18 protein-coding genes and 3 pseudogenes are annotated in these 19,782 nt (G+C 73.1%); 11 read left to right on the forward strand and 10 right to left on the reverse strand.

Features of this window, described 5'->3' with window-relative positions:
- Window positions 1–135: 135 nt before the first annotated feature.
- From QQG74_RS16100 to QQG74_RS16120, 5 genes are all read right to left on the reverse strand, one after another.
- Window positions 136–780, reverse strand: coding sequence for a TOPRIM nucleotidyl transferase/hydrolase domain-containing protein (locus QQG74_RS16100; RefSeq protein WP_341715587.1), 645 nt, complete (start codon window positions 778–780; stop codon window positions 136–138).
- 105 nt (window positions 781–885) lie between these two features.
- On the reverse strand, window positions 886–1,782 hold the full coding sequence (locus tag QQG74_RS16105; protein WP_341715588.1) for a Gmad2 immunoglobulin-like domain-containing protein: 897 nt from the start codon (window positions 1,780–1,782) through the stop codon (window positions 886–888).
- Window positions 1,782–3,044, reverse strand: a complete 1,263-nt coding sequence (locus QQG74_RS16110; RefSeq protein ID WP_341715589.1) for a HAMP domain-containing sensor histidine kinase — start codon at window positions 3,042–3,044, stop codon at window positions 1,782–1,784. The genes QQG74_RS16105 and QQG74_RS16110 overlap by 1 nt, the downstream gene beginning before the upstream one ends.
- A gap of 5 nt (window positions 3,045–3,049) precedes the next feature.
- On the reverse strand, window positions 3,050–3,730 hold the full coding sequence (locus QQG74_RS16115) for a response regulator transcription factor (RefSeq protein WP_341715590.1): 681 nt from the start codon (window positions 3,728–3,730) through the stop codon (window positions 3,050–3,052).
- Window positions 3,731–3,849: 119 nt separating this feature from the next.
- A complete protein-coding gene (locus QQG74_RS16120; protein WP_341715591.1) occupies window positions 3,850–4,413 on the reverse strand; it encodes a hypothetical protein in 564 nt (187 codons plus the stop codon).
- Here QQG74_RS16120 and QQG74_RS16125 point away from each other — a divergent pair.
- From QQG74_RS16125 to QQG74_RS16140, 4 genes and pseudogenes are all read left to right on the forward strand, one after another.
- On the forward strand, window positions 4,394–4,528 hold the full coding sequence (locus QQG74_RS16125; protein WP_341715592.1) for a hypothetical protein: 135 nt from the start codon (window positions 4,394–4,396) through the stop codon (window positions 4,526–4,528). The two genes, QQG74_RS16120 and QQG74_RS16125, sit on opposite strands and share 20 nt — an antisense overlap.
- 127 nt (window positions 4,529–4,655) lie before the next feature.
- Window positions 4,656–5,840 (forward strand): snapalysin family zinc-dependent metalloprotease, encoded by a 1,185-nt coding sequence (locus tag QQG74_RS16130; protein WP_341715593.1) that lies wholly within the window; start codon window positions 4,656–4,658, stop codon window positions 5,838–5,840.
- A 72-nt stretch (window positions 5,841–5,912) separates the two neighbouring features.
- Window positions 5,913–7,286 carry an SAM-dependent methyltransferase gene (locus tag QQG74_RS16135; protein WP_341715594.1) on the forward strand — a complete coding sequence of 458 codons (1,374 nt, stop codon included), beginning with the start codon at window positions 5,913–5,915 and terminating at the stop codon, window positions 7,284–7,286.
- Between the two features lie 201 nt (window positions 7,287–7,487).
- Window positions 7,488–7,914: pseudogene (locus tag QQG74_RS16140) on the forward strand (ricin-type beta-trefoil lectin domain protein); the annotation flags it as partial.
- A 49-nt stretch (window positions 7,915–7,963) separates the two neighbouring features.
- Here QQG74_RS16140 and QQG74_RS16145 read toward each other — a convergent pair.
- Both QQG74_RS16145 and QQG74_RS16150 read right to left on the reverse strand, forming a co-directional pair.
- Window positions 7,964–9,541: pseudogene (locus QQG74_RS16145) on the reverse strand (CDP-alcohol phosphatidyltransferase); the annotation flags it as partial.
- Between the two features lie 365 nt (window positions 9,542–9,906).
- Window positions 9,907–10,611 (reverse strand): annotated as a pseudogene (locus QQG74_RS16150) (CDP-alcohol phosphatidyltransferase family protein); the annotation flags it as partial.
- A 95-nt stretch (window positions 10,612–10,706) separates the two neighbouring features.
- Here QQG74_RS16150 and QQG74_RS16155 point away from each other — a divergent pair.
- The 7 genes from QQG74_RS16155 (at window position 10,707) to QQG74_RS16185 (ending at window position 16,355) form a co-directional block, all read left to right on the forward strand.
- Window positions 10,707–11,687 carry a zinc-binding alcohol dehydrogenase gene (locus QQG74_RS16155; RefSeq protein ID WP_341715595.1) on the forward strand — a complete coding sequence of 327 codons (981 nt, stop codon included), beginning with the start codon at window positions 10,707–10,709 and terminating at the stop codon, window positions 11,685–11,687.
- 3 nt (window positions 11,688–11,690) lie between these two features.
- On the forward strand, window positions 11,691–12,110 hold the full coding sequence (locus QQG74_RS16160) for a 6-carboxytetrahydropterin synthase (RefSeq protein WP_341715596.1): 420 nt from the start codon (window positions 11,691–11,693) through the stop codon (window positions 12,108–12,110).
- A gap of 1 nt (window position 12,111) precedes the next feature.
- Window positions 12,112–13,149, forward strand: coding sequence for a glycosyltransferase family 4 protein (locus tag QQG74_RS16165; RefSeq protein WP_341715597.1), 1,038 nt, complete (start codon window positions 12,112–12,114; stop codon window positions 13,147–13,149).
- Window positions 13,143–13,985: a class I SAM-dependent methyltransferase gene (locus QQG74_RS16170; protein WP_341715598.1), complete on the forward strand. Its 843-nt coding sequence runs from the start codon at window positions 13,143–13,145 to the stop codon at window positions 13,983–13,985. The genes QQG74_RS16165 and QQG74_RS16170 overlap by 7 nt, the downstream gene beginning before the upstream one ends.
- Before the next feature lie 62 nt (window positions 13,986–14,047).
- Window positions 14,048–15,010, forward strand: coding sequence for a lysylphosphatidylglycerol synthase domain-containing protein (locus tag QQG74_RS16175; RefSeq protein WP_341715599.1), 963 nt, complete (start codon window positions 14,048–14,050; stop codon window positions 15,008–15,010).
- A gap of 11 nt (window positions 15,011–15,021) precedes the next feature.
- A complete protein-coding gene (gene ribA, locus QQG74_RS16180) occupies window positions 15,022–15,651 on the forward strand; it encodes a GTP cyclohydrolase II (RefSeq protein WP_341715600.1) in 630 nt (209 codons plus the stop codon).
- A complete protein-coding gene (locus QQG74_RS16185; protein WP_341715601.1) occupies window positions 15,648–16,355 on the forward strand; it encodes a dihydrofolate reductase family protein in 708 nt (235 codons plus the stop codon). The genes ribA and QQG74_RS16185 overlap by 4 nt, the downstream gene beginning before the upstream one ends.
- Here the strand turns inward: QQG74_RS16185 and QQG74_RS16190 are convergent.
- Genes QQG74_RS16190 through QQG74_RS16200 form a run of 3 tightly spaced genes read right to left on the reverse strand, consistent with a single transcriptional unit; the run spans window position 16,322 to window position 19,768 of the window.
- Window positions 16,322–16,897 (reverse strand): GNAT family N-acetyltransferase, encoded by a 576-nt coding sequence (locus QQG74_RS16190; protein ID WP_341715602.1) that lies wholly within the window; start codon window positions 16,895–16,897, stop codon window positions 16,322–16,324. The genes QQG74_RS16185 and QQG74_RS16190 overlap by 34 nt on opposite strands.
- Window positions 16,890–18,962 (reverse strand): penicillin acylase family protein, encoded by a 2,073-nt coding sequence (locus QQG74_RS16195; protein WP_341715603.1) that lies wholly within the window; start codon window positions 18,960–18,962, stop codon window positions 16,890–16,892. Before QQG74_RS16195 ends, QQG74_RS16190 begins: the two co-directional genes overlap by 8 nt.
- Entirely contained in the window at window positions 18,959–19,768 is an 810-nt protein-coding gene (locus tag QQG74_RS16200) for an ABC transporter ATP-binding protein (protein WP_341721248.1), read from the reverse strand. Before QQG74_RS16200 ends, QQG74_RS16195 begins: the two co-directional genes overlap by 4 nt.
- Between the last annotated feature and the right edge of the window lie 14 nt (window positions 19,769–19,782).

Here is a 19,782-nt window from a genome sequence, read left to right on the forward strand (position 1 = left end):
AATGATTCCGATCCGACCGCCGGGCGTGACAGTTGCGCTCTCCGCAGCGTAGCTGTCACGCCTGCGGGCGTGGGTGAAGCTCGGGACCCACCTCAGCGTGGTCGGCGCGTACCCGGCCGTTGCGCCGGCACCGGCTCAAACGCTGCCGAGCAGCGCGTCGAGCGGTCGGGGCAGGGTGCCACGGTCGACTGCGGCCTCGACGAGCAGGCGCGCGTAGCGCAGATTGCGGTGTGAGCTGCTGCGCAGGAAGCGCCACAGCTGCGCCTCGGGCGCCCGGCCGCGCCAGGCGGGCTGGACCTGGAACGAGCGGAACGAGCGGAGATCGCCGTGCGCGTCGAGGATCGCCTCGACTGCGGCGACGCCGAGCGCCCGGATCAACTCCTCCTCCAGGTCGTCGCGGCAGACGTAGAAGCCCAGCCGCTCCATCTCGGTGCGGGTGCCGGGGGAGCCGACCCGTCCCATCGCCAGCCCGCGCCGGAATATCTCCTCCTCGCGCAGGTCGCAGAGCCCGGCGAGGCGTACCCGGGTGCGAAGCGGGCCCAGCCCGGTGAGGAAGCGGCCGATGGCGTGCGCCCCGCCGATCGGCACGATCACCACCCGCTCCGCGTCGAGATCCCGGCTGCGGCTCACCGCGGCCGTCGCCAGGGCGATCTGGTCGCTGATGCCCTCGACGAGCACCACGGCCTCGGCGGACCCGACCTTCGCCAGGGCGTGGGCCGTTGCCTGGATCGAGGCGGCGTTGCCACCCAGCGGGCCATCGAGGGTCACGACCGCAATCATCGGTGACCCACCTGCCGGCCGGCCACCCGATTAAGCGTCCTATGTGGTTACTTCGCGGGTCCGTCCTGTGCCGCGTCTCGTACCTGGTGGCCGCCGGGCAGCGGGTCAGCCGGCCGGGGTCAGGACCACCGGTACGGCGACCAGTTTCGTGCGGGAGCCGTCGGCGGCGGAGACCTCGTACGCCTCGACGGTGCCGGGCTGCTCGCGGTCCAGCCGGTAGCCGATGACGATCCGGTAGCCGCCGCGGCAGCCGGTGCCGCAGGTGGCGGTGGTGAAGGCGGTGGCGAGTTGCCGGCCGGCGGCGTCGAGCAGCCGAACGGTGACGGTCGCCTCGAACACGTCGGCGGTGCCGGTGACGGTCACCGGGCTGGTCACCCGTTCACCGATCGTCGGGGCGGTGACCACGACCGGTGGCAGCAGGTCGGCGTAGTCGGCGCGGTCGGCGGGCGGGGCGGCGCCGAAGGCGACCCGCGCGACGGTGGGAAACTGGGTGAGCGTGTACACCACCTGGGCCTGGCGCAGTCGGGTGACGGCCGGATCGGCGGCAGCGGCCAGCCGGACCCGGGCGGTCCCGGAGTCGATCCCGCTCACCTCGGCGCCGTCGGGCAGCAGGGTGACCAGGCCGGCGTCGGCCTCTGCCCGGGTCGGGCCGGCGGCCAGTTCGGTCAGGGCCAGCCGGGAGGTGGCCACGGTGGCCGGGCGGCTGCGCCGGGTCGGGGCGAGTCGCCCGTCGCGGACGTACCACAGCTGGAGGATGAGGGTCGCGGCGCGGCTGCGGCCGGCGGAGCCGGTGGTCGGCGCGGCCGGCGCGGTGGTGGTGCGGGCGGGCGGCCGGACGACGGTGCCGGTGGGCGCGACGGTGGTCGGGCCGGTGCTGGTGGGGCCGACGGAGGTCGGTGCCGGTGCGGTCGGTGCCGGGCCGAGCGATCCGGAGCGCGTCGGGGCACATCCGGCGGCCAGGAGCAGCAGCAGGGTCGCGATGGCGGTGGCCCGGCGGCTCATCAGTCCCGCTCCCGGTCGGCACCGTCCGGTGCGTCGGGCAGCAGGAGCCGGAACCGGGTGCCGGTTCCCGGTGTGCTGCGCACGGTAAGCCGGCCACCGAGCAGCCGGGCGTTCTCCTGCGCGATGGCCAGGCCGAGGCCGCTGCCGCCACGGGCCGGATCGACCTTGTGGAAGCGGTCGAACAGCCGAGGCAGGTGTTCGGCCGGGATACCCGGCCCCTGGTCGCTGACCTCGAAGGCGACCCGCTCCCCGGACCGGGCGACAGCGGCCCGGACCGCACCGGCACCGTGCTGTACCGCGTTCGCGATCAGGTTGCCCAGGACCCGCTCCAGGCGTCGTGGATCGGTGCGTAGCCGCACCGGTTCGGCATCGACGGCGACCCGGTGCTGCCAGCCACGAGCGGCGACGATGGCGTGCAGCAGCGCGGAGGCGTCCACGTCCGTGACGGCCACGGACTCCTGACCGGCGTCGAGTCGCGAGATCTCCATCAGATCCTCCACCAGCCCACGCAACCGGACCACGTCGGTGAGCAGCAGCTCGCCGGCCCGGCGCGCGTCGGCGGGCAACCAATCCAGGTGCTCGCGCAGCAGCGAGGCCGCGGCCACCAGGGCGGTGACCGGGGTACGCAGCTCGTGCGCCACGTCGGCGGTGAACCGCCGTTCCCGTTCCCGCGCCCGGTTGGCTCGACGCATCGGTTCCAGGGTGCGCCGGGCCAGGGTGTGCCCGACCGCGGCGGCGAGCAGCACCACCAGGACCCAGCCCGCGACGAGGGCGGTGCGCAGCTGGTCCAACTCGGTGGCCAGGTCGTCCTCGCCGGTGATCACGTACAGTTCGGCGGTGGAACCGGGGATCCGGCCACCGACCACGAGCAGCCGGGGCCGGCCGGTGCTGCGCTGGTAGCCGAGCTGTCCGGCCGCGACGGTGCGGCGCAACTGTTCGCCAAGCGGTGGCGCGTACGCCGGGTGCGACGGCCAGCTCTGCCCGGCGACCAGCACCACGTGTCGTCCGCTGCCCTCGAAGCTGGTCAGCAGCGCGGTGCGGTGCGGTTCGGTGAGCGGCAGGAACTGCCCGGCCAGCACCAGCTGGTAGCGGGCGTCGGCCGCGGCGGCGTGCAGCGAGGCGTCATAACGGGCCTGCCGCAGCGGCAGGTACGACCCGCCGGCGAGCACTCCCGCCGAGACGCCGGCGACCAGCACGAAGGCGATGGTCAACCGGCGTCGTAGCCGGCCGGGAGTCATGGCCTCCGGTCCCGTCGCCGCCATCGCGGTCAACCGGCGACGAACTTGTAGCCGGCACCGCGTACGGTGCGGATCAGTCGCGGGTCGGCCGGATTCTTCTCGATCTTGGCGCGCAGGCGTTGCACCGCCACGTCGACCAGCCGGCTGTCGCCCAGGTAGCTGTGATTCCAGACCCGTTCCAGCAGCAGCTCGCGGGTGAAGACCTGCCCCGGCCGGCGGGTCAGCTCCAGCAGCAGCCGGAACTCGGTGGTGCTCAGCGGCAGCTCCCGCCCGTCGCGGCGGGCCACGAAGGCGCCGGGGTCGATCTCCAGACCGCCGATCCGCAGCGGACCCGGCTCGGCTGCGAAGACCGTGCGGCGCAGCACCGAGCGGACCCGGGCCACCAGTTCCGGCAGGTCGAATGGCTTGCGCAGGTAGTCGTCGGCGCCGCACTCCAGGCCGACCACCACGTCGATGGTGTCGGTGCGGGCGGTCAGCATGAGGATCGGCACCGTGCTGGTCCGCCGGATCTCGCGGCACACCTGTAGGCCGTCCAGCCCGGGCAGCATCACGTCAAGCACGATCAGGTCGACCGGCCCGGCCCGCCAGGCCGCGAGGGCCTGCCGGCCGTCGTTCGCGGTGTCCACCCGGAATCCGGCGCGGCGCAGTCCGAGGGCGGTGACCTCCCGGACGGAGGCGTCGTCCTCGACCACCAGCACCCGGCCGTCCACGATGCACCAAGGGTAGTGCGCGGTGACGCCGCCGTCGCTCGGCGTGCCGGTCGGGGATCGGGACCCGACGTGTCGGATCCCTGTCCCCGTGGTCGGTGACTCGTACCTTTAGTGGGCCACTACCACTGGTGCGCCACGTCGAGCACGATCCGGCTGTGCGTGCCCGGTCCGGGCAGGACGAAGACCTGGAACGGCAGCCGGGCCCGTACGCCGACGGCGAATGTGGTGTAGCCCTCGAAGCTGCCCCCGAACACCACGTCGCGCAGCGTCTGCTGGCGCAGCACGTTGGCCACGTGGTCACCGACCCGGTACGGCACGGTGGCGACGTGCCTGTCGTCGTACGCGGGCGCACGCAGCGAGACCCGCAGCAACGCGCCGCCCGCGGTGTACGGCGACAGTGCCAGCCCTTCGCCGTCGGTGTACGTCTCGCCGTAGCCGACCGAGTAGCCGGTGACCGGGCCGGCGAACTCGAAGACCACCCGGTCGTGACAGTCGTGTCGGCCGGTGCGTACCGCGATCAGGGGCGCTGCGCTAAGCGTCCCGGCCGTCTTGTCCGCGCTGCCCCAGGTGATCCCGCAGTACGGCGCGTCCGCCGCCGCCGTGCCCGGCGCGGCGGCGGCGGTCCCGGCGAGCAGTGCGCTGACCGCCACGACCAGGGCCGCGATGGTCCGGTTGATCCTCATCGTCGTCTCCTCTCCGCTCCGCCTGGCCGGGCTCGCCAGCTCGGCCGGCTCGGCGCTGGACCTTGTCGGATCCAGCCTCGGCACGGTCGGCAACCGCAACCTCACCGGGTCGTAACACCCGGGTAACAGGACTCGGTGGTATGACACTTCCGTGATGACGCCGACGGAAGATGACATATTAATATTCACGCACATCAATCGCGGCGTGTCGGTGCGCCGCGAAGTCCGCAGGGGAGTGCGTGATGATCCGACGAAGACTGCTGCGCCTGGCCACCGCCACGCTGGCGGCGGTGCTGGCGGCGACCGGGGTACAGGTGGTGACCGCCAGCGGAGCCGCGGCAGCCCGCACGGTCTACTACGACGCCAGCCGGGCCGGTGAGTTCCGGACCAACTTCGACCAGGCCGCCCAGATCTGGAACAGCCGGGTGAGCAACGTCCGGCTGGTGGCGGGCAGCCCGGCAAACGTCACAATCCTGGTCGACAACGGCTGGCCCCGGGCACAGGTCACCGGGTTGGGCTCCGGCCGGATCTGGATGGGCTGGGAGGCGGTCAACCAGGGCTACCACCGCACCCGGATCGCCACCCACGAGTTCGGTCACATCCTCGGGCTGCCGGACCGGCGTACCGGGCTCTGCTCCGACCTGATGTCCGGCAGCAGCGCCCCGGTCTCCTGCACCAACGCCTATCCCAGCTCGGCCGAGGCCAGCCGGGTCAACCAACTCTTCGCCGGCAGCCGCAGCGCCGCCAGCGTCGCCGGGACGTACACCTGGACCGTCGACGGTGACGTCGGGACGTTCGTCGTCGGCGGCCGACCGGCCACCGAGAACTACCCGTGGCTGGTCTACACCTCCGGCTGCACCGGTACGCTGATCAAGGCCAACTGGGTGGTCACCGCCAAGCACTGCTCGACCCCGTCGTCGGTGCGGGTGGGCAGCACCAACCGCAGCAGCGGCGGCACCGTGGTCGGGGTGAGCCGGGCAGTCAACCATCCCAGCATCGACGTCAAGCTGTTCCAGCTGTCCAGCTCGGTCAGCTACGCACCTGCCCCGATCCCGACCTCGTCGGGTGCGGTCGGCACCGCCACCCGGATCATCGGCTGGGGCCAGACCTGCGCCCCCCGTGGCTGCGGCTCCGCGCCCACCGTCGCGAACGAACTGGACACCTCGATCGTGGCGGACAGCCGATGCCTCGGCATCAACGGCCCGTACGAGATCTGCACCAACAACACCAACGGCAACTCCGGTGCCTGCTACGGCGACTCCGGCGGCCCGCAGGTGCGTCGGATCAACGGAGCGTGGAACGTGATCGGCGCGACGAGCCGCGCCGGCAACAACAGCTCCACCTGCGCCACCGCCCCGTCCATCTACGGCGACCTTCCCTCGATCCGCTCCTGGATCAACACCCAGGTCGGCGGCCTGCCCGCCTGAGACCGGTCGGACCCCTCCCGCGCGGTTGGGCGCGTGCGGGAGGGGTCCGACGGCGTGCGATAGTGGCTCGTCGTGAAGCGGTATGGAATGTTGATCCTGCCTTCGGCCAACCGGGTGTACGCCGGTGCCGCCGTCGAGTTGACCCGGGCGGAGCTGGAAATCTTCGGTGCCACGGTGCTGGACGGGCGGGTCGGCGCGGTGCAGACCAGCACCGTCGGCGGGGTCCGCTACGTCACGTTCGACGTCGACGGCGGGCTGAGTGAGCGGGACACCGCGCTGCTGGGCAACCTCTCCAGCGCGTACGCGTTGTTCGAGTTTGTCGGCGACCTGCTGCGCCCGGTGCCGCTTACCCGGCTGGACCGCTTCGACGACGACCTGATCACCATTCAGAAGTACCCGGGCAAGACCAACGAGCAGTTCACCAAACTGCTGCTCAACGTGACCCTGCTCGCCTCGGACTGGGCCGGTGACCTGCTGACCCGGCGGTTCCGGGTGCTGGATCCGCTCTGCGGCCGGGGCACCACGGTCAACCAGGCGATCATGTACGGCTTCGACGCCGCCGGCCTGGACCGCGACAGCAAGGACTTCGAGGCGTACCAGGCGTTCCTCACCACCTGGCTCAAGCGTAAGCGGATCAAGCACCGGGTGCTGGAATCCGGCCCGGTCCGCCGGGAACGCAAGGTGGTCGGCCGCCGGCTGCGGCTGGAGGTGGCCGCCTCGAAGGAGGCACACAAGGCCGGCGACGTGCAGTCGGTGGACGTGGTCAACGCCGACACCACCCGGGCCGGCGAGTTCTTCCGCCCGGGCAGCGTCGACCTGGTGGTGGCCGACGCGCCGTACGGCGTGCAGCACGGCAGCCGTACCGCCGAGCAGGGGCTGGCCCGCGACCCGCTGGCCCTGCTCGCCGCCGCCGTGCCGGTCTGGGCACGGCTGCTGCGCCCCGGCGGCGCTCTCGGCATCTCGTGGAACACGAACGTGGCCCGCCGCGAAGCCGCCGCCGAACACCTGACCGCCGCCGGCCTGACCGTCCAGGACCAGCCCCCCTGGCGCGCCCTGAGCCACCGCGTCGACCAAGCCATAGTCCGCGACATCCTGGTAGCCCAAAACCCACCCCTAACTCCCCACCCCCACCCCCACCCCCACCGCCCCCGCGATCTTGCACTTTCGGTCGCCGAGATGTGTCTTATGCGGCTTATGCGGGGACACAAAGTGCAAGATCGCGCGAGTGGGGAGGGAGGAGGAGGGAGGAGGAGGTTGACTGGGGTGGGGGTGGGTGGGCGGGCGGTTACCGGATCGGTCTCTGGCAACGCCTGGTCAACGGAAGATACACCGTGGACTTCGTCGGGTCGCAGTTCAACGGGCCGACCAACCTCGGTGACCGTGATCATCAAGGGCATCCCGGCTGGCGCATCGACCAGATCGACGCCAACATCGTCGGCTGGCTGAACACCCAACGGCCGCAGACTGTGCTGCTGCACATCGGCACCAACGACATCCAGCAGAACTACCACGTGAGCACCGCACCGAACCGGCTCTCCACCCGACCGTCAACGGCTACGACAAGATGGCCGCGGTCTGGTACAGCCGCTCCAGTCGGTGCCCGGCAGCATCGGCACCCCGGGCAACGGCGGCGGGGCGAGCACCGCGATCGTCGGCACCCAGTCCGGCAGGTGCCTCGACGTGCCAGGATCGGATCCAGCACCGCCAACGGCACAGCTTTGCCCGGACCCCGCCGAACACCGCGTCCAACGCCGCCACCACCACAACTTCAGTTGTGGGACTGCCACGGCGGTGCCAACCAGCAGTGGACCGACACCTCCGGCCGGGCGCTGACCGGCTACGGCAACAAGTGTCTCGACGCCGAGGGCTACGGGACGTCCCCGGGCACCCGGGTCACCAGCTACGACTGCCACGGTGCGACCAACCAGCAGTGGCAGCTGTACGCCGACGGCACCATCATCGGCGTACAGTCCGGTCATGCCTGGACGCCAACGGCGCGGGCACCGCCAACGGCAGCCGACTCGTCCTCTGGACCTGCAACGGTCAGGCCAACCAGCGGTGGAGCCGGCGATAGCCGCAGCTACCGCCGGCTCGGCTCAGGGCTGCCCACCCGCCGCATCGACTCAGCGGCCCTGGGCCTGCGGCCGGTCGGGGGTGGGACCGAAGGCGGTGAGAAAACGGTCGCGGAAGGCGTCCATCGGCCAGACCGGGGCTGCCGCGTCCGGAGTGAGGCCCTCCTGCCAGTTCCAGTCGGCGATCCGGTCCAGCACGGCCGGGTCCTTGGCCAGCAGGTGGATCGGCACGTCCGGGCTGGGGTTGTCGCCGGTGACCACCGGCGCGGGCTGATGGTCACCGAGCACGATCAGCACCGTGTCGTCGTTGCCGTACGTCTCGACGTAGGAGATCAGGGTACGCAGCGTGTAGCTGATCGAGTGCCGGTATCCGGTGCGCGCCTGGGCCGCCGGGGTGCCGATGATGCCCTGCCGGAACACCTCGCCGTCGTCGATGTCGTCCCAGTCCACAAGCGAGGGCACCTTGGTCCACGGTGAGTGGCTGGAGACCAGCGACAACTCGGCCATCACCGGCCGGTCCCGGGGGCCGGCGAGTTCGCGCTTGTGGAACTGGTGCAGGGCAAACTGGTCGGGCATCGGCGCGAAGGCGAACTTCGGCCCCTGGTAACCCAGGTCGGGTCCGCTGTAGAACTGCTGGTAGCCGTAGAACGCCCCCTCCGGCCACGCCTGGTTCACCGCCGGCATCACCCCGACCGTACGCCAGTCGGCCCGCCCGAAGGCGTCACCGAGGGTGAACCGGTCGCTGGCGAGCAGGCTCTTGTGGCGCTGGTTGTTGTCGATCCACAAGCCGGAGAGCAGGGTGGCGTGCGCGAGCCAACTGCCGCCGCCCACCGTCGGCGAGGTGAGGTACCCGCTGCGGGCGGCGAAACCGGCCGCCGCCAGCCGCTGGCTGCCCTCGTCCAGTACCCGCTGCACGGAGGCGAACTCGGGATCGGCGACGGCGTCCCGGCCGTAGCTCTCCACGAACGCGATGAGCACGTCCTTGCCGCGCAGGCCGGTGAGCAACTGGTCGGCGGGCACGTCGCGGAACGGGTCGACGCCGACCTCGGTGGCGAACGCCTTCCGGTCGGCCAGCCGTTCGCGTACCTCGCTTGCGTGTTCGTAGACCAGGGTGCTGGCGTTGCTGTCGGCCACCAGCACGCCGGGCACGATCCGGGCCTGGAACGTGGCGAGCAGCGCCCAGACCAGCACCAGCGTGGCGGCGACCCGGGTGGCGCCGGTGCGGTGCCGGACCAGCAACCCGGACAGCCGCACCGTCGACAGCGCGGTCAGCACCGGCGCGGCCAGCAGGACCAGCCCGAGGCCGGCGGCGATGGCGATCGCGCCGGGCCGGCCGATCGACTCGGCCAGGAAGGTGAACGCCTCGTCCAACAGCGACCAGTCCAGCACCAGGTCGAACGGGCGGCCCAGCGAGGAGTAGAAGCCCAGGTCACCGACCTTCACCACGGCGACCAGGCCGACAAGTGTGCCGGACACCGCCGCCACCACCCGCCGGGGCCGGCCGGGCAGGGCGAGCAGCAGGGCGACCAACAGCAGCGCCTCCAGCGGAATCCGCAGGAACGTGCCGGGTTCGATCTGCCAGGGCCGGTTGGGCATGGTCAGCGCGACCAGCACCAGGGCGGCGGCCAGCCCGGTGACCACCCGGGCCCGCACCCGCCGCCACCGGCCGGTCTGCGCGGTGCCTTCGGTCTCGCCCGCGGTGCTGCCGCTGGCGGCGTCCTCGGTCGGTGCGGTGTCCGGCCGCTCGGCCGGCTCGACGGCAGCGGCTGAGGTCTGCTCGACGGCAGCGGCCGTGGCCGGCTCGACGGCAGCGGCTGAGGTCTGCTCGACGGCAGCGGCCGTGGCCTGCTCGGAGATCGACAACTGGTTCTCCCGGATCAGCGCAGCGACAGGACGGGCGCGGTCGACAGGTCACGGTCCTCGGGCCGGTCGGCACGCCGCACGCCGATCGGCACCGTCGGCACGGACGGCACCGACGGCACGACCAGCACCGGCACCGGCCGACCTGCGCGGTGCCGCCACAACCAGGTCACGTCCCGGCCGAACGACTCGACGAGCATGCCGAGCGCCGCCACCAGCACCAACGTCGTCAGCGGCCCGGGCAGCACCTGGGACGCGGCAACCGCGAGCATGATCCCCTGGACCGCGGCGACCACCTTACGCCAGTAGCGCGGCGGCAACTGCGCGTCCATCCAGGGCAGCAGCCAGCCGGCGACGAGGAACGCGTACCGCATGACGCCGATGGCGAGTACCCACGGCCCGACCGACGGGGCGACGTAGAGGCTCAGCATCAGCACCAGGAACGAGTCGACCTCCATGTCGAAGCGGGCACCGAGGGCGCTGACCGTCCCGGTGCGCCGGGCCACCTTGCCGTCGACGGCGTCCAGCGCCAGCGCCACCACCGTCAACGTGACAAGCACCACGACCGGCGCGGCCCGACCCGTGACCAGCGCCTCGGCGATCAGCGCGGTCACCGCGCCGACCAGCAGCCCACGGCCCATGGTGACCCAGTCGGCCGGACCGAGTCGGACCGCGCCGGCACGCCGCAGGCCACGCAGCAGCGCCAGGCAGGTCACGGCGCCGTACGCCAGGCCGGCCAGCCAGCCCACGGCGCCGAGGCCCACCGTCGCAGCGAGCCCGGCCAGCAGAATGATCTGGACGATCAGCCCGAGTTGCGGACCGGTTCGAACTGTGGACACCGTGCCTCCGTGTTTATGATCGACGACCCCTGTCAGGGAAGTACGGGAAATACGACGGATCGGTTCGGTCCGGACGCAGGTGAGGAGAAATATCGGTGACCCGAACGGCTCGCGCCTTCTGGGTGAGGGTGCCTGGTGCAGGCGAGATCCGCACGGTGACGCTGCCCGAGCCGACGGCCGACCAGGTGCTGGTCCGGGCCCGGTACTCGGGGGTCAGCCGGGGCACCGAGACGCTTGTCTTCGCCGGTCGCGTGCCCCCCAGCCAGTACGCGGCGATGCGTGCGCCGTTCCAGGATGGCGATTTTCCCGCCCCGGTCAAGTACGGCTACCTCAGTGTCGGCGAGGTCGAGCAGGGGCCGGCGCAGCTGCGCGGGCGGACGGTGTTCTGCCTGCATCCGCACCAGAGCGCGTACGTGGTGCCGGCCGAGGCGGTGACGGTCGTACCGGATCGGGTGCCGGCGGCCCGCGCGGTGCTGGCCGGCACGGTGGAGACCGCCGTCAACGCCCTCTGGGACGCCCCGCCGCTTGTCGGTGACCGGGTCAGCGTCATCGGCGGCGGCATGGTCGGCTGCGCGGTGGCGGCGCTGCTGGCCCGCTTCCCCGGTGTCCGGGTGGAACTTGTCGACAGCGACCCGACCCGGGCCGAGGTGGCCGCCGCACTCGGCGTCGACTTCGCCGCGCCGGAAGCCGCCAGCGGCGGGCGTGACCTGGTGGTGCACGCCAGCGCCAGCGCCGCCGGGCTGCAACGCGGTCTGGACCTGCTGGCGCCCGAGGGCACCCTGCTCGAACTGAGCTGGTACGGCGACCGACCCGTGCAACTCTGCCTGGGCGGGGCCTTCCACTCCGGCCGGCTGACCATCCGCAGCAGCCAGGTGGGCCGAATCGCCCCGGCGCGCCGGGACAGCCGCAGCTACGCCGACCGGATGGCACTCGCCCTCGACCTGCTCGCCGATCCGGCGTTCGACGCGCTGATCACCGGCCGGTCGCCGTTCGTGGAACTGCCCGACGTGCTCACCCGACTGAGCGCGGGCGACCTGCCCGCGCTGTGCCACCTCATCACCTACGACGGGGAGTGATCCGTGTTCAGCGTGACCGTCCGTGACCACATCATGATTGCCCACAGTTTCCGTGGCGACGTCTTCGGCCCGGCGCAGCGGCTGCACGGCGCGACGTTCGTCGTCGACGCCACCTTCCGCCGGCCCGACGTCGACGACGACGGCATCGTGGTCGACATCGGGCTGGCCACCGAGCAGCTCAAGGCGGTGCTCGGCGAGCTGAACTACCGCAACCTCGACGACGAACCCGCCTTCGCCGGTCAGAACACCACCACCGAGGTGCTGGCCCGCACCATCGCCGACCGGCTCGCCGACCGGGTGCACGCCGGCAACCTCGGTGCCGGTGCCCGGGGGCTGGCCGGGATCACGGTCACCCTGCACGAGTCGCACGTCGCGTGGGCCAGCTACGAACGGGCGCTCGGCGTCGGTGGGGACACCGCCTGACGTGCCGGTCCTGCACGTGATCCTGCCGGGCGACATCGACGACCCGGCGTCGCCAAGCGGCGGCAACGGCTACGACCGGCGAATCTGCGCCGGGCTCGCCGACGCCGGCTGGTCGGTGCGGGAGCATCAGGTACCCGGTGCCTGGCCCGAGCCGTCGCCGACCGAGCACGCCGCGCTGGCCGGTGTGCTCGCCGGCCTGCCCGACGACGCGCTGGTGCTTGTCGACGGCCTGGTCGCCTCGGTGACCCCGGACGCCCTCGCGGCGCACGCCCGGCGGCTGCGTCTGGTCGCCCTGGTGCACCTGCCCCGCGAGGACGACACCGAGGCTCGGGCGCTGGCGTCCGCCACCGCCATCGTGGCCACCAGCGTCTGGACCCGCGACCGGCTGCTACGGCGGTACGCGCTGCCCGCCGACCGGGTGCAGGTGGCGGCACCCGGGGTGGATCCGGCACCGCTCGCGGTCGGTTCGGCGGCCGGTTCGGCGTTGCTCTGCGTCGCCGCCGTCGCCTGGCACAAGGGGCAGGACGTGCTGGTCGAGGCGCTTGCCGACGTCACCGACCGGGCCTGGACGCTTACCTGCGTCGGCCCGCTGCACCGGGATCCGGCGTTCGTGCAGCGGCTGCGCGATCGGCTCGCCGTGCACCGGCTCGACGGGCGGGTCCGGCTGGCCGGGCCGCTGACCGGCGAGCGGCTCGCCGCCGCGTACGCCGCCACCGATCTGCTGGTGCACCCGTCCCGGGGGGAGACGTACGGGATGGTGGTCACCGAGGCGCTGGCGCGCGGCATTCCGGTGCTGGCCAGCGCCGTGGGCGGGGTGCCGGACGCCCTCGGGTACGCCGCGACCGGCGACCGACCCGGTGTGCTGGTGCCGCCCGAGGACCCAGCGGCCCTGGCCACCGCGCTGCGGCAGTGGTGGGACGACCCGACGGTGCGTACGCGCCTGCGGGCCGCCGCCGCGCAGCGGCGGGCCGACCTCGACGACTGGACCAGCACCACCAACCGGATCGGCATGGCGCTCAAGGAGGCGATGGCATGGTGAGCGAGACAGGGGTGAGCATCGATCTGCCACCGGATTTCGCGCAGTGGCTCGCGGTGCGGGAACCAGCCGACGTGGCGGCGCGGTCGGCCGAACTGGTCGAGACGGTCCGCGCGACGCTCACCGGAGACGGCCCCTTCGTCGTGCACGACCTCGGTGCCGGCACCGGCTCACTGGGCCGCTGGCTGGCGCCGTTGCTGCCCGGTCCGCAGCAGTGGACCCTCTACGACCAGGACCCGGACCTGCTCACCCGGGCCGCTGCGGCACGGCCCGCCAGCGCCGCCGACGGCACGCCGGTGACGGTGCGGACCCGTCAGGTCGACCTGACCCGGCTGACCGCCGCCGACTTCGACGGTGCGCACCTGGTCACCGCCTCGGCCCTGCTCGACATGCTGACCGCCGAGGAACTGGAGCATCTGGTCGCGGTCTGCGTCGAGGCCGGCTGTCCGGCGCTGTTTCTGATCTCGGTGACCGGCACGGTGCGGCTGACCCCGACCGATCCGCTTGACGACGAGGTCGCCGCGGCGTTCAACGCCCACCAGCGCCGCACCCGCGACGGGCGGCGGCTGCTCGGCCCGGACGCCCCGGCCGCCTGCGTCGCCGCGTTCGCCCGGCACGGCGGGACAGTGCGGACGCGACCCAGCCCGTGGCGGCTCGGGCCGGAGCAGGCCGACCTGGCGGTGCAGTGGTTCACCGGTTGGCTCGACGCGGCCCGCGAGCAGCGTCCCGAGCTGACCGACCGCACCCGCGAATACGCGCGACGTCGCCTGAGGGAGGCTGAAAGTGGTCGACTCGGGGTACTGGTGGATCACGCTGACCTGCTGGCCATGCCCCGTTGAACCGGCAGCCCGCAGGTTACGTGCGTACAGTCAGGAAAGATCGTCAGGCCCGGGAGGCGCACATGGGGGATGAAGCTGGTGGCAGCACGCCCGCAACCGCCCCGCCGGGCCGGTCGATCTGGGGCTGGGCCCGGCTCGCCCTCGGGCTCGCGGTGCTGGCGGGCCTGGTCTACTGGCTGGGCACCGGCCCGTTCCTGGCCGGGCTACGTCTGATCGACGCGCCCGCGCTGGCCGCAGCACTGGCCATCGGCGTGCTCACCACGGTCTGCGCCGCCTGGCGGTGGAGCCTGGTCGCGGGCGGGCTCGGGGTGCGGCTGCCGCTGCCGCAGGCGGTCGCGCACTGCTACCGGGCGGTGTTCCTCAACGCCACCCTGCCCGGCGGGATCCTCGGCGACGTGCACCGGGCGGTGCGCCACGGCCGCGAGGCCGGCGACGTCGGCCGCGGCATCCGGGCCGTGGTCTGGGAACGGGTCGCCGGGCAGGTCGTCCTGGTCGCCGTCGCCGTCGTGCTGCTGTTCGCCTTCCCGTCACCGGTGCGCCCGTACCTGCCGGTGGCGACCGCGGTGGCGGTGGCGGTGCTGGCCGGGGTGCTGCTGGCCGCCTGGCTGCTGCCGGAGTCCGGCGCGTCGCGGTGGACCCGCGCGCTCGGCACCGCCGTGGCCGACGTGCGCGCCGGGCTGCTCGGCCGGCGTACCTGGGCAGGCGTGCTCGTCGCCTCCGCGTTGGCGGTCGCCGGGCACCTGGCGACGTTTCTCGTGGCGGCCCGCACGGCCGGCTCCACCGCACCGCTGACCCTGCTGCTGCCGCTGACCCTGCTGGCTCTGCTCGCGATGGGGGTGCCGGCAAACGTCGCCGGGTTCGGCCCCCGCGAAGGGGTGGCCGCGTGGGCGTTCGCCGCCGCCGGCCTGACCGCCGCCGAGGGAGTGGCGACCGCGACGGTGTACGGCGCTCTGGTGCTCGTCGCGAGCCTGCCCGGAGCCGCCGTGCTGCTGGCCCGACGTGTCCGTGTACCCGCCACCGTCTAACGAGGAGACCCATGTCCGAATCACTGCCTGTCGCCACCATCCGGACGCAGGTCACTGTGCCGCTGCGGTTTCCCGACGGCTACGCCACCACGGCCCGGCTGTTCACCTTCGACAACCTGGTCGATGGCCGGGAGCACATCGCGTTCGCGCTCGGTGAGCCCAACAGCGGGACCGTGCCGCTGGTCCGCCCGCACAGCGAGTGCCTCACCGGTGACGTGTTCGGCAGCCAGCGTTGCGACTGCGGCCCGCAGCTGCGCGAGGCCGTCCAGCGCATCGCCGAGGTCGGCGGCTACCTGCTCTACCTGCGGCAGGAGGGTCGCGGCATCGGCCTGTACGCCAAGCTCGACGCGTACGCGTTGCAGGACGCCGGGCTGGACACCTACGAGGCGAACGTCGCCCTCGGTCATGCCGAGGACGAGCGCGACTACAGTGTCGCCGCGCAGATGCTCGCCGCGCTCGGCGTCGGACCGATCGCCGTGCTGAGCAACAACCCGGAGAAGACCGAGCAGTTGAGCCGGCTCGGGGTGACCGTGACCGAGCAGGTGCCGACCGGGGTGTTCCTGTCCCCGGCCAACGCCGACTATCTCGCGGCGAAGGCCAGCCGCGCCGCCCGTACCGCCGACCTCCCGTTCGTCCGGTGACCGGCCCGCCGGCCGCGCCACGGCCGTACGTGCTGCTCAGCTGCGCGACCTCGATCGACGGCTACATCGACGACGCGACCGAGGAGCGGTTGCTGCTTTCCAACGACGCGGACCTGGACCGGGTCGACGCGGTCCGGGCCGGCTGCGACGCGATCCTGGTGGGCGCCGGCACGGTCCGCCGCGACGATCCCCGGCTGCTGGTGCGCGGCGAGGGCCGCCGGGCCGACCGGGTGGCCCGGGGACTGCCGGCGTCACCCACCCGGGTGACCGTCACCGGCTGCGGCGACCTGGACCCGCAGGCCCGGTTCTTCACCGTCGGCGACACCGACCGGATCGTCTACTGTGCGAGTGGGTCGGTGGAGAAGGCCCGGCACCGGCTGGGCGAGCGGGCCACCGTGGTCGACGCCGGTGAACCGGTCGACCTGTCGCGGGTGCTCACCGACCTCGCCGACCGGGGGGTGGGCCGGCTGCTGGTGGAGGGTGGTGCGCGGATGCACAGCCAGTTCCTCGGTGCCGGGCTCGCCGACGAGCTGCACCTGGTGGTGGCGCCGTTCTTCGTGGGTGACCGGCGAGCACCGCGCTTCGTCGGCGAGGGCAGCTTCCCGTGGCATCCGGGCCGCCGCGCCCGGGTGTTGGAGGCGCGCCAGATCGGCGACGTGGTGCTGACCCGCTACGCGCTGTCGGAGCGTTGCGCGGCGCAGTGAGCGGGGCGGTCGAGGAACATCAGCCGGGCCCGCTTGTCCGGCAGGTCGATCAGCGGGCCGTCGACGAAGCCGGCCCGCCGTAGCCGGGTGATCGCCTTGTCGTTGCGCGCGTCCGGCTCCATCACCAGCCGCAGCCGGTCGGGGTCGGTGAAGACGAACGCGATGAACTCGCCGAGCAGGGTGCCGGTGAAGCCGGGCTCGGGCCGCACCGGCGGGCCGATCAGCAGGTGGCCGCCGTGGTCGCCGGGTCGGACCGGGTAGCACTTGCCGACCGGGTCGTGCTCCGGCTGGTAGGTCTGGAACAGCGCCACCGGCGCGCCGTCGCGCAGCGTCAGGTACGCGTGGTGGGTGGGCAGCGAGTCGACGTACCGGTAGATCTCGGCGACCCGGTCCCGGTCGGCGTCGCGCATTCCCCAGAACCGGGCCCGCTCCTGGCTGACCCAGGCGTGGATCACGTCGGCGTCGGCGTCCGGGTCGACCGGCCGGAAGGTGACCACCCCGAAGCCGGGTACCCGCCGCTCGTGGTGGTGCCGCTCAGTCATCGTGCTCCTCGGTCAGCCGGCCCCAGTCGCAGGTCACCTCGATCAGCTCGCCGCGCACCCAGAGCGGCAGTTGGTCGTCGCGGTGCGCGCCGGAGCCGGTGGCGCCGAGCGGCACCACCCACCGGCTGCGCTCCCGTTGGCCGAGATCCCACACGTAGCGGGCGGCCGGACCACGCAGGCACAGGTCGGTGACCCCGGGAACGCTCGCGGTGGCGAGCACGCAGTCATGGTCACCGGCGAGTTCCGGCCCGGGTGGCGCGGCCGGATCGGGCAGTGCCCGCCACGGCGCGAGTCGGTGTCGTTCGCCCCAGGGCCGGTTGTCGTCGGCTTCGACGACCTCCTCGAGCGCCGCGCGCAGCAGCGCGTCGCGGTCCAGGCCGTCCAGGTCGGCGTGCAGCAGCCTGGTCAGCGCGTACCCGACCCGGGGTGGCAGGGCCAGCCAGGGTACGAACACGTCCGGATAACCGGCGTCGTCGGCAAGTACGGCAAGCGTCGGGTGGGCGGTGAGCCGCCGGACGATCGCGGTGCGCAGGTCGGCGAAGCGGGCCGCGTCGACGCTGTCGGCGGCCATCCGGCGGTCCCAACGCCGCAGGCGGTCGCGCAGCGTGGCGGCCCCGGCGGATAGCCCGGTCAGCCCGGCGAGCAGGTCCAGCAGCGGTCCGGCCGAGCCCAGGTGGGTGTCGGTCTGCACGCTTGCCTGCTGTTCCGGCCGCCAGTCGGTGCCGGCGGTGAGCAGTTCGCGGATCCGCTCGGCGCGGTACGGCGGGGCGAACTCCACCCCGAGCGCGGCGGAGATGCCCCGTTCGTTGGCCATCACCGCGACCTGGTCGACAGGTGCCTTCGGCATCGGGTGCCAGCCGCGCCACGCGTACCGTTCGTCCCAGCCGGGCACCACCCGCAGCCCGTTGTCGGGGTGGCGCTGCGGCACCCGGCCGGCGACCCGGTGCAGCAGCCCACCGGCGGTGTCGGCGGCGAGCACCACGTTCACCGGCTCGACCCAGCCGTCCAGGGCCGCGTCGAGGTCGGCGACGGTCCGGGCCCGCAGCAGGGCCGGCAGCACGGCGAAGCCGAGGTCGCCGGTGACCCGGGGCGGGTGGCGCAGGCTGACCGTGACGTCCGGATGCTCGTCCGGGCCGCCGGAGATCACCGGCCCCCGCTCGGTCTCGATCACCTCGACCTCGACCGGGTCCGCGCCGGCCACCTCGACGATCTCGACGTGCCGGTGCGCGGGCCGCCACCCGTGCGGCCCGTACGCCTCGACCCGGCCGTTGCGGCGACGCAGCCGTTCGGCGTACCCGTCCTGGTAGTCCGCCATCGCGTTGGTGATCGCCCAGGCGACCTCGCCGGCGTGGCCGAAGTGCGGGATGCCGGGCACCCCGGGCACGGCGAACCCGAGCACGTCGTACTCCGGGCAGGCCAGCCGGATCTGCTGGTAGATGCCGGGTGCCTCGATGATCCGGTGCGGGTCGCCGGCGATCAGTGCCGCGCCGTCGGCGGTGCGTTCGGCGGCGATCAGCCAACCGTTGCTGCCCGAGCTGTGCTGACCCTCGGCGGCGAAGAGTCGGGCGGCGTGCGGGCCGAGCCGCCGCGTCACGTGGGTACGCCAGAGCTTGGTGCCGAAGCCGGCGAAGAGCACGTGGTGGGCGAGCCAGATCGCCAGCGGCGTCCACGGCTGCCAGTGCCCGGCGGTCAGGCCGGTGGCGGCGAACTCCGGTGCCCGCGCCGCGCCGGTGGCCAGCCCGGCGTTGACCCCGTCGACGTAGCGGCCCACCCAGCGGGCGGTGGCCGGGTCGAGGGCGGCGTGGCAGCGCCGCGCGGTGTCGTCCAGCCGGACCCGGCGGGCGAAGCTGTCCCAGGCGAGGGCGTCGGGGCCGAGGAAGGCCGCGCTGGTGCCCTGCGAGCGGTGCCGTTCCACCTCGATCTGCCAGGCCCGGTCCACTGCGGTGACCTGCCCCTGGGCGAAGGCCAACGTGTCGTGGTCGGCGGCGTGCAGGTGCGGGATCCCGGCGGCGTCCCGCGACCGCCGGGCGCCGAGCTGCTGCTCCGACCGCTGGCGCTCGCTCACGACTTCACCGTAGCGGTGCGGGCGCGGGCGGCGGGGACCACCAGCGGGGTGCCGGTCTCCGGGTCGTCGATGACCCGGCAGGGCAGCCCGAAGACCTCCTCGACCAGGTCGGCGGTGACGATCTCGCGGGGTTTGCCGGCGGCCACCACCCGGCCGGCGCGCATGGCGATCAGGTGGGTGGCGTAGCGGGCGGCGTGGTTGAGGTCGTGCAGCACCGCGACCAGGGTGCGGCCCTGCTCCTCGTGCAGCCGGGCGCAGAGGTCGAGCAGGTCGATCTGGTGGGCGATGTCCAGGTAGGTCGTCGGCTCGTCAAGCAACAGCAGCGGGGTCTGCTGGGCCAGCGCCATGGCCAGCCAGACCCGTTGCCGTTGGCCGCCGGAGAGTTCGTCGACCAGCCGTTCGGCGAGATCGGCGACGCCGGTGGCGGCCATCGACTCGGCCACGATCCGCTCGTCGTCGCGGGACCACTGGCGCAGCAGGCCCTGGTGCGGGTAGCGACCCCGGGCCACCAGCTCCGCCACCCCGATGCCGTCCGGCGCGGTGGGCGACTGCGGCAGCAGACCGAGCGTACGGGCCACCGCCCGGGCCGGCCGGCGTTGGATGTCCTCGCCGTCGAGCAGCACCGCACCGGCGGCCGGCTTCAGCAGCCGGGACAGGGCCCGCAGCAGGGTCGACTTGCCGCAGGCGTTCGGGCCGATGATCACCGTGAAGGAGGCGTCCGGCACGGCCACGGTCAGATCGTCGGCGACGACGCGCCGGTCGTAGGCGAGCCGTAGCCCGCGCCCAGCCAGCCGGGAGGTCGGCATGCAGGTTGCTCCGT

It is taken from the genome of Micromonospora sp. FIMYZ51, assembly GCF_038246755.1.
Lineage (GTDB): Bacteria > Actinomycetota > Actinomycetes > Mycobacteriales > Micromonosporaceae > Micromonospora.

Coding starts and splice junctions, on each gene's coding strand:
- QQG74_RS16170 (WP_341715598.1), top strand. CDS start 13,143: ATGGTGAGCGAGACAGGGGTGAGCATCGATCTGCCACCGGATTTCGCG.
- QQG74_RS16100 (WP_341715587.1), bottom strand. CDS start 780: ATGATTGCGGTCGTGACCCTCGATGGCCCGCTGGGTGGCAACGCCGCC.
- QQG74_RS16200 (WP_341721248.1), bottom strand. CDS start 19,768: ATGCCGACCTCCCGGCTGGCTGGGCGCGGGCTACGGCTCGCCTACGAC.
- QQG74_RS16190 (WP_341715602.1), bottom strand. CDS start 16,897: ATGACTGAGCGGCACCACCACGAGCGGCGGGTACCCGGCTTCGGGGTG.
- QQG74_RS16125 (WP_341715592.1), top strand. CDS start 4,394: ATGGTCCGGTTGATCCTCATCGTCGTCTCCTCTCCGCTCCGCCTGGCC.
- QQG74_RS16110 (WP_341715589.1), bottom strand. CDS start 3,044: ATGGCGGCGACGGGACCGGAGGCCATGACTCCCGGCCGGCTACGACGC.
- QQG74_RS16105 (WP_341715588.1), bottom strand. CDS start 1,782: ATGAGCCGCCGGGCCACCGCCATCGCGACCCTGCTGCTGCTCCTGGCC.
- ribA (WP_341715600.1), top strand. CDS start 15,022: ATGTCCGAATCACTGCCTGTCGCCACCATCCGGACGCAGGTCACTGTG.
- QQG74_RS16175 (WP_341715599.1), top strand. CDS start 14,048: ATGGGGGATGAAGCTGGTGGCAGCACGCCCGCAACCGCCCCGCCGGGC.
- QQG74_RS16130 (WP_341715593.1), top strand. CDS start 4,656: ATGATCCGACGAAGACTGCTGCGCCTGGCCACCGCCACGCTGGCGGCG.
- QQG74_RS16120 (WP_341715591.1), bottom strand. CDS start 4,413: ATGAGGATCAACCGGACCATCGCGGCCCTGGTCGTGGCGGTCAGCGCA.